This is a genomic window from Janthinobacterium sp. GW822-FHT07A03, from assembly GCF_058798815.1.
In genome coordinates this window covers 756962-770027 of sequence record NZ_JBXAKW010000001.1, presented here as the reverse complement: position 1 = coordinate 770027, position 13066 = coordinate 756962, and the positions used below count along the sequence as shown (strand labels likewise).

Annotated in this window: 11 protein-coding genes and 1 riboswitch; of the genes, 5 read left to right on the top strand and 6 right to left on the bottom strand. The window is 65.0% G+C overall.

The annotated features are described in order from the left end of the window. Positions 1-8 precede the first annotated feature (8 nt). The 5 genes from AC1RJW_RS03555 to AC1RJW_RS03535 form a co-directional block, all read right to left on the bottom strand. Positions 9-1118, bottom strand: coding sequence for a nitroreductase family protein (locus AC1RJW_RS03555; RefSeq protein ID WP_493043490.1), 1110 nt, complete (start codon positions 1116-1118; stop codon positions 9-11). Then, entirely contained in the window at positions 1119-1988 is an 870-nt protein-coding gene (locus AC1RJW_RS03550; protein WP_493043488.1) for a ThiF family adenylyltransferase, read from the bottom strand. A gap of 88 nt (positions 1989-2076) precedes the next feature. After that, positions 2077-3636 carry a methyl-accepting chemotaxis protein gene (locus tag AC1RJW_RS03545; protein ID WP_493043486.1) on the bottom strand — a complete coding sequence of 520 codons (1560 nt, stop codon included), beginning with the start codon at positions 3634-3636 and terminating at the stop codon, positions 2077-2079. 121 nt (positions 3637-3757) lie between these two features. Further along, positions 3758-3955: a hypothetical protein gene (locus AC1RJW_RS03540; protein WP_010399555.1), complete on the bottom strand. Its 198-nt coding sequence runs from the start codon at positions 3953-3955 to the stop codon at positions 3758-3760. A gap of 95 nt (positions 3956-4050) precedes the next feature. Further along, on the bottom strand, positions 4051-6894 hold the full coding sequence (locus AC1RJW_RS03535; protein ID WP_493043484.1) for a M16 family metallopeptidase: 2844 nt from the start codon (positions 6892-6894) through the stop codon (positions 4051-4053). A 185-nt stretch (positions 6895-7079) separates the two neighbouring features. Then, a riboswitch (FMN riboswitch) is annotated at positions 7080-7230 on the top strand. 94 nt (positions 7231-7324) lie between these two features. Between AC1RJW_RS03535 and ribB the strand changes: the two genes are divergently transcribed. Further along, complete coding sequence (gene ribB, locus AC1RJW_RS03530) at positions 7325-7972, top strand: 3,4-dihydroxy-2-butanone-4-phosphate synthase (RefSeq protein ID WP_493043482.1); 648 nt, start codon at positions 7325-7327, stop codon at positions 7970-7972. 7 nt (positions 7973-7979) lie between these two features. Here ribB and AC1RJW_RS03525 read toward each other — a convergent pair whose 3' ends face one another. After that, complete coding sequence (locus tag AC1RJW_RS03525; protein ID WP_493043480.1) at positions 7980-9353, bottom strand: MFS transporter; 1374 nt, start codon at positions 9351-9353, stop codon at positions 7980-7982. A 121-nt stretch (positions 9354-9474) separates the two neighbouring features. Here AC1RJW_RS03525 and AC1RJW_RS03520 point away from each other — a divergent pair, with 121 nt between their 5' ends. From AC1RJW_RS03520 to AC1RJW_RS03505, 4 genes are all read left to right on the top strand, one after another. Continuing rightward, positions 9475-10341: a LysR family transcriptional regulator gene (locus AC1RJW_RS03520; protein ID WP_493043478.1), complete on the top strand. Its 867-nt coding sequence runs from the start codon at positions 9475-9477 to the stop codon at positions 10339-10341. Between the two features lie 72 nt (positions 10342-10413). Next, positions 10414-11229 carry an MlaE family ABC transporter permease gene (locus AC1RJW_RS03515; protein WP_326459428.1) on the top strand — a complete coding sequence of 272 codons (816 nt, stop codon included), beginning with the start codon at positions 10414-10416 and terminating at the stop codon, positions 11227-11229. Positions 11230-11284: 55 nt separating this feature from the next. Beyond that, entirely contained in the window at positions 11285-12310 is a 1026-nt protein-coding gene (locus tag AC1RJW_RS03510; protein ID WP_493043476.1) for an MlaD family protein, read from the top strand. Further along, complete coding sequence (locus AC1RJW_RS03505) at positions 12307-12978, top strand: hypothetical protein (protein ID WP_493043474.1); 672 nt, start codon at positions 12307-12309, stop codon at positions 12976-12978. Before AC1RJW_RS03510 ends, AC1RJW_RS03505 begins: the two co-directional genes overlap by 4 nt. Positions 12979-13066: the final 88 nt, after the last annotated feature.

The following is a 13066-nucleotide window of genomic DNA, read 5'->3' as shown; positions in this document are numbered from 1 at the left end:
GGAGCGTCTCACGGCCCAGCCGTGGGCGCCACCAGCAAGTCTTGCAGCGGACGGCGCAGCGAGCGCGCACTGGCCGCCGGCCCGGCGCCGATGCGTCCGAGGAACACGGCCCGCTCGACCGCCTCCGCCCCCAGCACGGCCTGGCATTGCACGGCCAGTTCCTGCGCCATGTCCTGCATGCCATCGGTGCGCGAAAAGGTGCGCCGTTCTCGCACGTAGCGGGCAAAGATCAGCGGCGTCAGTTCCGGCTGCAATTGCAGGCCCAGCTGCGTGGCCGTCAGCCAGAAGCGCTGCATGGCGCGGCCGGCCGCCACGTAATCGTCGATATGGCGCGGCGGCGCATCGGCCAGCAGCACGAAATGCGCGGCGCAATACAGTCCTGGCAGCAAATCCATCTGCAGCCGCGGGGCAATGGTGCCGCCCAGCCAGGTATTGAAAAAATCCACGCGGCGCCAGCTGTGCATGACCCAGCGCATCAGCCGCGCCGTCATCGGGTCGACACCGAGCGCCTGCTCCGGGATGCGGTCGGCACTGAAGCGCGCGCCCCATTCGATCACGTCGCGGTGCACCTTGTGCGCTTCGGGCATGGTCAGGCGCAGCTTCGCATTGTCGAACATCAAACGCGCACAGGCCAGGCGCGCGCGCCCGCCTTCGAACCACTGCACGCCGTAGCCCGGCGGCAAGCTGGCCGCCAGCGCCGCCTTTTCGCTGGCGCGCAGGCGGCGCGTGCTGAGCCGGCGCCGCTGCACGCTGCGGCGCGGCAGGAAGGCCGCCAGCGGATCGGGCAGCATGCCGGGGCTGTCGACCAGCAGCACATCGAAGGTGGGCAGGGTGTCGGGCATGGCCGTGCGCCGGCGCGCTTGCATGCGCAAGCCGTGACAGCTGGCCGCCAGGGCCATGCTTTCGAGCAAGGCGCCCAGCGACAGCTGGCTGGGATGGCCGTCGAGGTCATACACGCAGTGGCTGCGCGTATCGAAGCCATGCACGACGACGTGCCGCGGCTCCACGACTTCAAAGCGCCACGGCTGCGTGTTGTCGCCGCTGGGCGCCCAGCGCGCCTGCTCGAGGATGTTTTCCAGCACAGAATCGACCTGCGCGATCTGCGGTGCTTGCGCCATTTATGCCCCCTGTGCGGCGCGGCGCCGCTTGATGATGGCCATCGCCAGCCGTTGCAGCGGATGACGGTTGCCGCCGGGACGCCAGGTATGCACGAGCTTGTTGCGGTAGGCGTCGAAATGCACGCCGTGCGGCGCCGCCATCACCTTGCCCCGTTTTAACAGGATTTTCAAGGCTTCCGTGGCGGCCGCGCCCGCGCACAGCTGGCAGCCCATGATGGTCGACGGTCCGCGCCGCTCCTTCAGGTTGATGGCGGACGGGTCGACCAGATACGGGCCGTGCAGGCCGGCCGGCGCCAGGCCGACGAGAAAGCGCAGGGCCTTTTCTTCCTCGGGCAAGTCGCCCCAGCCAAAATATTCTTCGAACGTCATGCCGCCCGGCATGAAGCTGAGCACGGCCGTGCCCATGCCCAGCGGCGCGGCCGTGATGGCGGGAATGCCCAGGCGCGCGCACGTGGCGAAGGTGGCCTGGCGCGCGGGAAAGGCGAAGAAATCGAGGCCATCCACGTACAGGTCGACACCGGCAAAGAACTCGGCCAGGTTGCTGTCATGTATGCCGTCGGGAAATTGTTTAATCTCAAGCTCGGGATTGATGTCCGTCGCCATCTGCGCCAATACGGCCACCTTGGGCTGCCCCAGAGTGGAAACCATGGCGCCGGCCTGGCGGTTGAAGTTGGCGATATCGAAGGTGTCGAAATCGGCGATGTGGAAGGCGCCGATGCCCAGCCGCGCCAGGGTCAGCAAGTGCACGCCGCCCACGCCGCCCATGCCCGCGATGGCCACGCGCTTGCCGCGCAAGCTCTCCTGCTCCGCCTGCGTGACCCAGCCCAGGTTGCGGGCAAATGCCGCGTGATAGGAAAAACCTTCTGTCATGCTCACCTCTTCTGTGCATCCATTGCGGACGAAAAAGTTTGGACAGGTGAGCCGGGGGTAAGTTCCCCCCGTAACAGAAAAAAAACGGCTAGCGCGCCAGGCGCCGCTGCGCCGCGGCCGGCGCCACGGCGCCCACCTTGAACACGCTGACGATCTGCGCCAACCCCGCCGCCTGCTCGTTCATCGCTTGCGCCGCCGCCGATGCCTGCTCGACCAGGGCCGAGTTTTGCTGCGTCATGTTATCCATCTCGACGATGGCCTGGTTGATCTGCTCGATGCCGGCGCTCTGCTCGGCGCTGGCGGAGGAAATCTCGGCCACGATATCGGTCACGTGCTGCACGCTGGAAACGACTTTTTCCATCGTTTCGCCCGCCAGCGCCACCAGTTTTTCACCGGCGCCCACTTGTTCGGCGGAACTGTCGATCAATTGCTTGATCTCCTTGGCGGCACTGGCTGAGCGCTGCGCCAGGTTGCGCACCTCGCTGGCGACGACGGCGAAGCCACGGCCCTGCTCGCCCGCGCGCGCCGCTTCCACGGCCGCATTCAGGGCCAGGATATTCGTCTGGAAGGCGATGCCGTCGATGACGGCGATGATGTCGCCGATCTTCTTCGACGAGGCATTGATGGCGCCCATGGTGTCGACCACCTGGCTCACCACGCCGCCCGCCTGGCTCGCCACTTGCGAGGCGGAAATGGCCAGCTGGTTGGCCTGGCGCGCATTGTCCGCATTCTGGCGCACGGTCGAGGTCATCTCTTCCATGGTCGATGCCGTTTCTTCCAAGGAACCCGCCTGCTGTTCCGTACGCGCCGACAGGTCGTGGTTGCCGGAAGCAATCTCGCCCGATGCCGTGGAAATCGATTCCGCATCGCTGCGCACCTGGCTCACCAGGTGCGCCAGGTTGTCGCGCATGGCCTTGATCGCCATCAACAGGCTCGATGTATCGCCGGGACGCGTGTCGATCTGCGTGGTCAGGTCGCCCTGGGCGATCTGTGCCACGATGGCGGCTGCATAGTCGGGTTCGCCGCCGAGCTGGGCCAGGATGCGGCGCAGCATCAGGGCCGCCAAGGCGCCCACCACCAGCATCAGCGCGCCGCCGATGGCCAGCAGCACGCCCGCCTGGGCCCAGAACTTGTGGTTGATGTCATCGATATACGTGCCCGTGCCGATCAGCCAGTCCCACGGCGCGAATTTCACCACGGCATACATCTTCGCCACGGGATCGGGCACGCCCGGACGCGTGCCGTCCGCCTGCACCAGGCCGATGCGGCTGTTGGCCAGCGCGGCGCGGTAGCGGTCGCCCGACTGCTTCATGTTCTTTTGCGGCGTGCCGATGCGCGACGCATTCGGATGCACGTACAGCAAGTCCGTGCTGAAATCGCGCACAAAATAATACATTTCGTCCTTGACGAAGCTGCCGATGGCCAGCTTGGCCTGTTGCTGGGCCTGCTCACGCGTGAGCTTGCCCGACTGTTCCAGCGCATACGCCTTTTCCACCGACGCGTTGGCCAGCTCGACCAGCACCGTCAATTGCTCGACGCGCTCGGCCATCATGGTCTGGCGCAGGGAATACAGGGAAAAGGAAGCGATGAGGACGATGCCCAGCAAGGTGCTGAAACACAGGAGGAGAATGCGCGAACGGAGAGTCATGGGTGCCTGGAGTGAATAGGATATTTAATTGCCCGCTGGAAATCTTTTCAGAAAAGCAAAACGGGCGGCGCTACCGGGCTGTGCCCGGCAGGCACCGCCCGCTGTGAGTCTTGCTGGAGGATCAGGCCAAGGCTTCCTTGGCTGCCTCTTCCGGCGTCAAGCCGTCGTAGAACTGGTCGGTAAACCACTCGACCTGCTCTTCGATATGGTCCTGCGCCTGCGCCACGGTGGCGCCGCCGGCCACGAGGAAGCCTTCGACCTCGATGCACCAGTTGATCAACTCCAGGGTTTCCGGATCGAGTTCTTCTTTCTTCGCCATCGTATTTCCTTGCTTGTTAAATTGCAGTATCACATCAATTAGCAGCAGTTTAACAGCTTCGGCACGCTAGCGCCCCGGCAACTCCAGCATGAAGATTACTTAGATGCAACGTTTTTACGTTCCGGGTAAAGCACTACCTGCACATAATTGTGCATGTCCAGGTAGCGCTGCGCGGCCAGTTTGACGGCTTGCGGCGTGATGGCGCGCACGCGCTGCTCGTAGTTCAGGATGTGCGCGGGGTCGCGCCCCTGCGTCACCGAACCCATCAGCTGGTTCATCCAGTAGTTGTTTTCGCGCAAGGATTTCTGCTGGCGCGTGATCCAGTTCAGCTTGACCTTTTCCAGGTCGGCCACGGACGGCCCGTCCGCCTTCATCTTGTTGATTTCGGCAAAGGCCGCGGCGATCACCTTGTCCACGTTTTCGGGTCCCGTCGGCAAGTTCAGCGCCACGGAATAATGGCCGTACGGATGCTGGCCCATCGAGGTGTCGAAACCGCCGCCATAGATCATGCTCATCTTTTCACGCAGCACTTCGATGACTTTCAGGTTCAGCACCTCGCCCAGCGCCTGCAGGGTCAGCTTTTGCTCGTCCGAATACGCCGCGTCGCCATTGAAGGTGATGGAAATCGTACTCTTCGGCTCGCTGCCCATGTAGATATCCTTCTTGACGACCCCGGTCACCGGGCGCATGCCCACGTCGCGGTAGGCGTGCGCCACGTCGGCCACGGGCAAGGTGCCCAGGTAGCTGGCGATCAGCGGCTTGATCTTGTCGAGCTCGAAGCTGCCCGCAAAGATGAAGGTCATGTCGCGCGCGCTGGAAAAACGCTGGCGGAAGATGTCCAATGAGCGGTCCAGGCCCACCTTGTCGAAGTCGGCCGCGCGCGGCACGCCATCGACACGCGGGTTGTCGCCATACATGGCGTGCTGGATGGCATCGTAAAACACGGCTTCCGGCTGTGCCATGCTGTTTTTCGCCAGGTCCTGCTGCTTGCCGATGAAGGACTGGTACAGGCCCGCGTCCTTGCGCACGTCATGGAAATACAGATATACCAGTTGCAGCATGGCTTCCACGTCGGCGCTGCTGGCCGAGCCGCCAAAGCCTTCGCTCAATTCGCCCAGCGAAGCGCCCACGTTGACCGTTTTTCCTGCGAGCACTTTTTGCAGGTCCAGCGGCGCCAGGTCTTTCAGGCCCATGCTGCCGACCACGGCGCTGGCATAGCGGGCGTTGTAGATGTCGGCGTCGCCGAACAGCGACTGGCCGCCGAAGCGGGTCGAGCCCATCAGCACCTGGTCGTTCTTGAAGTCCGTCGGTTTGAGCAGCACGCGCACGCCATTGCCCAGGGTCAATTCCGTCACGCCGATGGCGCTGTTTAACTTTTCCGAGACGATGCTGCCGCCGGCCGGCGGACCGTCCATCAGCTTGCTGGCAAGCACTTTTTCCGTGCGCGGCTCGACGGTTTGCCGCTCCGCTTGCGCCACGGCGTCGAGCAATTGCTGCTGCGTCGGTACAGTCGAGGCCGCATCGCCGGCTTTCGGCTCGGCGCCCATGAAGACCACCAGCTTCTTTTGCTGGTCGGGAATCACCTTGGCCACCGTCTCGTTGATTTCCTGCAAAGTTACCTGCGGCAAGAGTTCCTGCGCGTACAGCAATTCATTGGCGATGCCGGGGACGGCTTCCTGTTCCAGGAAGTTGCGCGAATACTCGGCCACGAAACCGGCCGAATCGGACTTGTCGCGCTCGCTATACGCGCGCTCGTAATTGCGCAGCATGTCCTTGCGCGCGCGGTCCAGCTCATCCTGGCTGAAACCGAAGCGGCGCGCCCGTTCATCTTCCAGCACCAGCGCATCGACGGCCGGCTGCACGCCGCCCTTGCCCAGCAAGGCATACGCGCTGAACGATTCATAGCCGCGCACCAGCTTGCCCACGCTGCTGCCGCCCTGGATGAACGGCGGATTGGCCTGCTGCGTCAATTCCTGCATGCGCGCGCTGAGCATTTGCCCGTACAGGTTTTCGATCATCTGGCGGCGGTAGTCCGCGATGGTGACGGGCTCCTGCGCGGCGCGGATCGGGTAGCGGATGAAGACGGTATCGTCCGGCGCTTCCTTGTCCGTGATCACCAGCGCTTCCGTCTGCGAGCGCTGCGGCACTTCCACATACAGGCGCGGACGCGGTTTCGCGGGATTTTTCAGCTTGCCGAAATGCTGCCGGATCAGCTTTTCAGCCTGGCTCGGCTCCACGTCGCCCACCACCATCACGGCCATCAGGTCGGGCCGGTACCAATCCTTGTAGAAACGCTTGATGGCTTCCGGCTTGAACGTCTTTAACACGGACTCCTTGCCGATCGGCATGCGTTCCGCATAGCGCGAACCGTTCAGCAGCTTCGGATACAGCACCTTGTTCATGCGGTCGCTGGCGCCCTTGCCCAGGCGCGCCTCTTCCAGCACGATGCCGCGCTCGCTGTTGATGTCGGCCGGATTGAATTTCAAGCCATGCGCCCAGTCTTCCAGCACGAGGAAACCCTTTTCCAGGTTTTCCTTCTTGTTCGTCGGAATCGGCAGCACGTACACGGTTTCATCGAAACTCGTGTAGGCGTTCAGGTCGGCGCCGAACTTCACGCCGATCGATTGCAAATAGGAAATGAGCTCATTGCGCTTGAAATGCGTGGAGCCATTGAAGGCCATGTGTTCCGTGAAATGCGCCAGGCCTTGCTGGTCGTCATCTTCCAGGATGGAACCGGCTTTGACCACCAGCCGCAATTCCACTTTCTGCGCGGGACGGGCATTTTTCTTGATGTAGTAGGTCAAGCCGTTCGACAATTTGCCGACGGTAACTTCTGGTGCCAGCGGCAGGGGATCGGTCAAACGGATTTCCGCCTGGGCCATGCAGGCGCACGCCAGCAAGACGGCGCCCGAGATCAGGCGTAATTTACTCAGCTTCATGTATTCTCAACGGTAAGATTCAGTAAGCGTACCTTACACTGAAATCCTGTTTCCGCCATTAAAAACAGCTTAGGAAAAACCGCTTTTCCCAAGCAACTTTGCCGAATAACAAACTCAACGGTGCCCTGCCCGTTTTTTTCATCTGTGCTAAAGTATTGCCGCCGGTCATGTGGACCGGCACAACAATACGTCTTCGGGGCGGGGTGCGATTCCCCACCGGCGGTAAGACCGGCAACGGTCAAGCCCGCGAGCGCTTTCCGGGCACCGCCTGGCGAGGTCAGCAGATCTGGTGTGACTCCAGAGCCGACGGTATAGTCCGGATGAAAGAAGATGTGCAGTAGTGTGATGTCCCATCGCCACGGCGATGCGGCCAGTTGCGTCTATTCGCTTGCCCTGCAGCGTTTTTCGCCTATGCGAGGAGCGTTTCACCATGTTAGTCAACAGCTATACCCTGCTTTCCAACGACCTGGAAGGTCGCATCCAGTCCGCCCTGGCCGCCATGCGCGCCGGCATTCCCGTCATCCTGCTCGACGATTTCGACCGTGAAAACGAAGCCGACCTGATCCTGTCGGCCGAGAAACTCACGCACGAAACCATGGCTTTGCTGATCCGCGAATGCAGCGGCATCGTCTGCCTGTGCCTGCCCACGGACGTCGTCAGCAAGCTGGAATTGCCGCCCATGTCGTCCGATAACGGCAGCCGCTACGGCACGCCGTTTACCGTCTCCATCGAGGCGCGCGACGGCGTCACGACGGGCGTGTCGGCCGCCGACCGCGTCACCACCATCCGCGCCGCCATCGCGCCGAATGCCAAGCCGGCCGACCTGGTGCGCCCCGGCCACGTCTTCCCCCTGCGCGCCGCGCCCGGCGGCGTGCTCGAGCGCCGTGGCCACACGGAAGGCTCCGTGGACCTGTCGCGCATGGCAGGCCTGAATCCGGCCGCCGTGCTGTGCGAGCTGATGAATCCGGACGGCACCATGATGCGCGGCGACGATATCGAGCGCTTCGCCGAACTGCACGGCATGCCGATCCTCACCATCGAAGAACTGGTGGAATGGCGCAGCACGCGCGGACAATAAGCCTGCTTCAGACGGCGGCCACGGCCTTCGGCACATGCACGTGCCGGTACACGAGGCCCGCCGCCAGGCCATACGCGGCGGCAATCGTCGCGTAGGCCAGCGGCAAGCGCAGCGACCAGTCGGGCAACATATGCAGGATGCTGCCGATCAGCGCCACGCCCACCAGCGCGCCGATCTGGCGGTTCGCATTCAGGGCGGCCGCCGCGCTGTTCGCATGCTGTTTGCCGGCCACCCGCATCACGGTGGCCGTCATGGCGGGAATGGCGATGCCGATGGCCACGTTCATGACGGCCGTGCCCAGCGCCAGCCAGCCATACGGCGTGCCCGGACGCAAGCCCATCAGCAGCAAGGCCATCCCGGCGCCCACCAGCAAGCCGGCCAGCATGGGCAAGCGCGTGCCATGACGCGCCGCGATACCGCCCGCCATGAAATTGCCCACCGTATAGGCCGCCATCATGGGCAGCAGGCGCAAGCCCGACTGCAGGGCATCGGCGCCGCCCGATTGCTGCAAAAACAGGCTCAATAAAAACAGCTGGCCGAACACGCAGAAATTGATCAAAAAACCCACGCCATTGGCCGCGCCGAAACTGCTGCTGTGAAACAGTTCACGCGGCAACAGCGGATGACTGCCGCTGCGCTCGCGCCGCAGCAGTTGCCAGGCCGACAGCAGCGTCAATGCGCCCGCCGCCAGCACGCCGGGCGACAGCCAGCCCAGCACGGGCCCTTCGATCAGCACGAAACTCAGGCCCGCCAGCGCCGCCACGCCCAGCGCATGGCTGAACAGCGACAGATCGCGCGGCTGGCGCGCCGGCGCCACCAGCAGCAGCTGCGCCATGACGATGGCCAGCACGCCCAGCGGCACGTTGACCCAGAAGACGCTGCGCCAGCCGAACTGGTGCACGAGGATGCCGCCGATCAGGGGGCCGGAAGCGCCGGCCACGCCCACCAGCGCCGACCAGGCGCCCAGCATGCGCGTGCGTTCGCGCTCGTCTTCGAAGCTGTGCGTCAGCAGGCTGAGCGAACTGGGCATGAACAGGGCCGCGCCCGCGCCCTGCAGCAGGCGCGCCGCCGTGAGGAAATGCCCGTCGGGCGCGGCGCCGCACAATACCGAGCCGAGGATGAAGACGCCGAGACCGCCCTGGTACACGGCTTTCGGCCCGTAACGGTCGGCCAGCGCGCCGCCGGCCAGCAGCAGCGCGGCGAACGTCAAGGTGTAGCCATCGACCACCCAGACCAGGCCCGTCAGCGGAATATGCAAGTCCAGCGCAATATCGGACAGCGCCACGTTGACGGCCGTGACGTCGAGCATCGCCATGACGAAGCCGAAGGCCAGGGTCAGCAGGATCAAGCCGCTGGCGCGGCGCGGTGTGGGGGCAATCATGATATTTCCTTGCAGGGACAGCGGGGCCGCCATTATGCGAGCGTTGCACGATGCAGTAAACAGGCATAAACTCGGCACCTTGATGCAAAAATGCATCGCCATATGCAATAGGAGAAGCAGCTTGGATTGGGATAACGCGCGCATCTTTCTGGCCATCGGCCGGGCTGGCACCCTGCGCGGCGCGGCCGCCCTGCTGTGCATCGACCAGGCCACGTGCGGGCGCCGCCTGGCCGCGCTGGAAAGCTCGCTGGGCGCCACCCTGTTCCTGCGCACGCCGTCGGGCTACGTGCCCACGCCGGCCGGCGAGCTGGCGCTGACGGCCGCCGAAGCGATGGAGCGGGCGGCCGACAAGCTGCAGCGCGAGATGCAGGGCGTCGACACCCGTTTAAGCGGCCTGGTGCGGGTGGCCACCACGGACACCATGGCCAGCCATTTCGTCATCCGCGCCATGCAGCGGCTGCACGCGGCCCACCCGGACATCCGCATCGTGCTCAACGTGGCGCCCGCGCTGGCCAGCCTGACGCGGCGCGAAGCGGACCTGGCCGTACGCGGCGTGCGCCCCACCGACCCGGACCTCATTTCGCGCCACCTGGTCAAGCGCAGCCTGGGCCTGTATGCGTCGAAAACCTATCTGGCGGAACGGGGCGAACCCGTGCGCGGCACGGCGCTGGCCGGCCACGACATCGTCATCTACCACCAGTCCGTGACGCCCCGTCATGGAGAGAAAATCGCCGGCGAACCCGTCGCCAACGCCCGGGTCGCCATGGAAGTCAATTCGGCGGCCATGCTGCAGGAAGCCACGCGCGCCGGGCTGGGCGTTGCCGAGCTGGCCACCCACCTGGGCGACATCGACCCGCAGCTCGTGCGCATCTGGCCCGAGCGGGCGGAAAGCTACGACGTATGGCTGGTCATGCACGCGGACCTGAACCGCTCGGCCCGCGTGCGCGCGGCGGCCGACGCCATCATTGCCAGCGTGGCCGGTCAATAGCAAGGCTGCCAGCCACGGCCGCACTGCTGCACAATCGCTTGTATCGAACGCATGCAATGTTAAGATGCCATGATGACCCTATCCGTCTCCCTCATCATCAGCCTGCGCCGCCTGCACCGGGCCACCATGGCCTGGCTGGTCAGCTGGTGGCGCATGCTGCATTTCGCCATCCTCGTGTTTTCGCTGGCCCTGTCGCCGTCGAGCTACAACCGCGACAACCGCCCCATCCTCGCGCACCGGCTGGTGACGAACACGGCGCCCAACCTCGTGTGGTTCAGCGTCGCCTGCGCACTGGTCAGCCTGGTGCTGATACGCATCGTCGTCGTCAGCGCGCAAAGCTACGGCCTGTCGCGCTATGCGCTGGAAATGGTGGTGCGCGTGCTGGTGCTGGAACTGATCCCGCTGACGGCCGCCCTGTTCGTGGCCCTGCGCCTGACCCTGCCCGACGGCATTGCGTTTGCGCAAATGCGTTCGTCCGGCATGCTCGACACCATGCAGCGCCAGGGCGTCGACCTGCTGCGCCGCGAATACTTTCCACGCGTTATGTCCGGCATCTTCGCCGTGTGGATGCTGGCCATCGTCAGCTGCGTCACCTCGCTGATCCTCGCCTACCTCACCATCTACGGTTTCACGCCGTGGGCGCTGCAAGGCTACACGCGCGTGGTGGGGCAAATCTTCAATCCGGCCGTGGCGCTGATCCTGATGCTCAAGGTCATCTTCTTCAGCTTTGCCGTGGCCCTGATTCCGCTGGCCTCCTCGTACTACCCGGAAGAGCCGCACGGCCGGCGCAACCGCCTGTGGGCCGCACACGGCCTGTCCGAAATGCTGCGCCTGTTTTCCGTCATCCTGCTGGTCGAAGTGGCTTCGCTGATGGGCAATTACTACTGATGCCCCGCCCGCCACCGCCAGCGATCCCGAACCACCCATACGAGAGCCAGAAGCCATGAGCCAACCGCAAAATCCCGACCAGGTCGACGTCACGGCGCCCGCCGGTCTCACGCCAGACGCCGTATTGCCCGCGCCGCCGCCCGTGCGCCACGCCGAACTGAAGGCGGCCATCCTGCTCATCTTCATGTTCGTGCTGGTGGTCGGCTCCGTCGTCTACCTGATGTATGCACGCGGCGCCTTTGAGGCAACGCAAACCCTGGTGCTGACGGCCGACGATTCCGACGGCGTGGGCGTGGGCGCCGACCTGACCTTTTCCGGCTTTCCCATCGGCCGCGTGCAGCGCATCGAGCTGGCGCCGGACGGCCGCGCGCGCGTCATCGTCGACGTGCCGCGCAAGGATGCGCACTGGCTGCGCAGCAGCTCCATCTTCACCCTGGAACGGGGCATCGTGGGCGGCGCCAAGCTGCGCGCCTACAGCGGCATCCTGACGGACCCGCCGCTGCCCGACGACGCCACGCGCGACTTGCTGGTGGGCGACATGGCGGCGGAAATCCCCCGCCTGCTGGCCGCCGCGAAGGATTTGCTCAACAACGTGGCCAGCCTGACGGGCAGCGATTCCGCCCTCGACGGCACCTTGCGCAATGTGCAAGCCGTGACGGGCAAGCTGAGCGGCCCGGGCGGCGCCATGGGCTTGCTGACGGGCGACGACAAGCAGTCGCGCCTGCTGGTCGAGCGGGCCAACGCCCTGCTGGTGACAGCGGACCAGCTGGCGCGCCGCACGGATGGCCTGGTGGCCAATGCCGATACGCGCGTGTTCGGCGACAAGGGCGTCATGACGGATGCGCAGGCCACCATCGTGCAGCTGAACGCGCTGCTGGCCGACACGCGCGCCAGCCTGAAAAAAGTCGACGCCGTGCTGGTCGAGGCGCAAGCCGTGGGCGCCAACGCCAGGGCGGCCACAGCCGACCTGGGCCCGCTGCGCGCGGACGTGGAAAGCAATCTGCGCAAGGTCGAGCAGCTGGTCAATGAAATCAACCGCAAATGGCCGTTCAAGCGCAATCCGGAGATCAAACTGCCATGATAAATATCAAGTTCTTCTTGCCTGCCCTGCTTGTGACGGCGCTCGGCGCCTGTTCCAGCGGCCCGCCCGTGCCCGACTGGAAGATGAATGCGCAAAGTTCCGTCGAACGTTTTCAAGCGGCTTACCTGAGCGGCAACACCCTCGTCGAGCAAACGGAATTCCGCCGCGCCCGCAGCCAGGTGGCCGGCACGGGCAAGCTCGAACTGGTGGCGCGCATCGAACTGCTGCGCTGCGCCGCGCGCGTGGCCAGCCTGGCCTTCGAGGACTGCGGGGGCTTCGATGCCCTGCAAGCGGACGCGAACGACGCCGACCGCGCGTATGCCGCCTGGCTGGCCGGCAAGGCGCAAGGGGCCGACGTCGCCCTGCTGCCGGAAACGCAGCGGGCGGCAGCAGGTGCCGGCTCCGACACGGCCGCCGCCAGCGCCGTGGCGGCCATCAAGGAACCGCTGTCGCAGCTGGTGGCGGCCGGCGTGCTGCTGCGCTCGGGCCGCGCCACGCCGGAATTGCTCGACACGGCCGTCGCCACCGCCTCGGACCAGGGCTGGCGCCGCCCGCTGCTGGCCTGGCTGGGCGTGCAGCGCCTGCGCGCCGAACAGGCGGGCGACACGCAAGCGGCGCAGCGCATCGCGCGGCGCATGGCGATCGTCGAGCAGCCGCCGGCCCCCTGAGCGCGCCGATGGCGGCCCAAGGCAGACAGAATCAGGCATAGTCAGGCATAATTCAGCCAGGATGACAGCTATGCCGTGCAGGCAGCGA

Excerpts from the sequence above, each read along its gene's own strand:
- AC1RJW_RS03555 (WP_493043490.1), bottom strand. The coding sequence starts at position 1,118 with ATGGCGCAAGCACCGCAGATCGCGCAGGTCGATTCTGTGCTGGAAAAC.
- AC1RJW_RS03540 (WP_010399555.1), bottom strand. The coding sequence starts at position 3,955 with ATGGCGAAGAAAGAAGAACTCGATCCGGAAACCCTGGAGTTGATCAAC.
- AC1RJW_RS03535 (WP_493043484.1), bottom strand. The coding sequence starts at position 6,894 with ATGAAGCTGAGTAAATTACGCCTGATCTCGGGCGCCGTCTTGCTGGCG.
- AC1RJW_RS03525 (WP_493043480.1), bottom strand. The coding sequence starts at position 9,353 with ATGATTGCCCCCACACCGCGCCGCGCCAGCGGCTTGATCCTGCTGACC.
- AC1RJW_RS03515 (WP_326459428.1), top strand. The coding sequence starts at position 10,414 with ATGACCCTATCCGTCTCCCTCATCATCAGCCTGCGCCGCCTGCACCGG.
- ribB (WP_493043482.1), top strand. The coding sequence starts at position 7,325 with ATGTTAGTCAACAGCTATACCCTGCTTTCCAACGACCTGGAAGGTCGC.
- AC1RJW_RS03545 (WP_493043486.1), bottom strand. The coding sequence starts at position 3,636 with ATGACTCTCCGTTCGCGCATTCTCCTCCTGTGTTTCAGCACCTTGCTG.
- AC1RJW_RS03510 (WP_493043476.1), top strand. The coding sequence starts at position 11,285 with ATGAGCCAACCGCAAAATCCCGACCAGGTCGACGTCACGGCGCCCGCC.
- AC1RJW_RS03505 (WP_493043474.1), top strand. The coding sequence starts at position 12,307 with ATGATAAATATCAAGTTCTTCTTGCCTGCCCTGCTTGTGACGGCGCTC.
- AC1RJW_RS03550 (WP_493043488.1), bottom strand. The coding sequence starts at position 1,988 with ATGACAGAAGGTTTTTCCTATCACGCGGCATTTGCCCGCAACCTGGGC.